This is a genomic window from Escherichia sp. KCJ4928, from assembly GCF_004352695.1.
Taxonomy (GTDB): domain Bacteria; phylum Pseudomonadota; class Gammaproteobacteria; order Enterobacterales; family Enterobacteriaceae; genus ECMA0423.
On the sequence record NZ_SJWV01000476.1, the window covers coordinates 1 to 853 of the forward strand.

Consider the following 853-nt stretch of genomic DNA (forward strand, 5'->3'; position numbering starts at 1 on the left):
AGGGCCGAGCCTAATGTGAAAGAAAACAAACTAAGAGCTACAGCAGATGCCATCCCACTGATAACCCAGGACTCGACTTCCAGCATTAATGGCCCCCAGTTACCAGTCTGGTAACCCTCAATACTCTTCTCCCTGATGTTGTTTGCCTTTATTGCATAATCTGCTGCTTTGAACGTCTTACCCAACGCAGCAAATTTATTCCCCATATCCTCAGCATTAAATGCTTTCCACGCATTCACAATGGCTTCTTTGTCCGTTGCATTTATTTTAAGGCTGGGGTTAGCCATTAACTTATTAATGGAAGACATTGCATCATCATAACTACGAATCGTTTTTCCCTGAAAATTATTTATATTCTCTGCAATTTCACGGGAAAGCGCCTTGTATTTATCTCCAAGATATTCCCCAACTTTGTCACCGACACTAATGATGACCTCGCTGGTTTTTGTCAGGACCGTCTTCTCGTCATTTTCTTGTTCTTTCTTGACTCTGAAGTCATCCTTTGCGTTATTTTCGGCTTCCTGGCGCTGGCTTAAACTATTACTGTCCAGAATCTCCACGGCTGAAATATATAGCGGAGAAACTCCACTGCCTTCAGGAAAACGGACAATGACATCATGATTATTACTGGACATCGTATAACCAGCCTCAACATAATTCCCTGTCTCAGTAATAACGCCATCTTCCTGGATTTCGGGATTAGACCGAACTGGAGTATTCATCTGGCCCACACTTAATACCAGGTCCGGTAGATTTGGTGATACAGGGGCACTGTAAACATCTTTAATATTGGTTCCCGGACGACTCCGGTCCGGAACTGGAACGGCATCCACTACTGGCACTGTCATCGGAA

1 protein-coding gene is annotated in these 853 nt (G+C 44.0%); it reads right to left on the reverse strand.

The window, feature by feature from the left end; genetic code table 11:
- The coding region (locus E0D98_RS24945) for a colicin-like bacteriocin tRNase domain-containing protein (RefSeq protein ID WP_240723775.1) at positions 1-853 on the reverse strand (853 nt) is incomplete at both ends.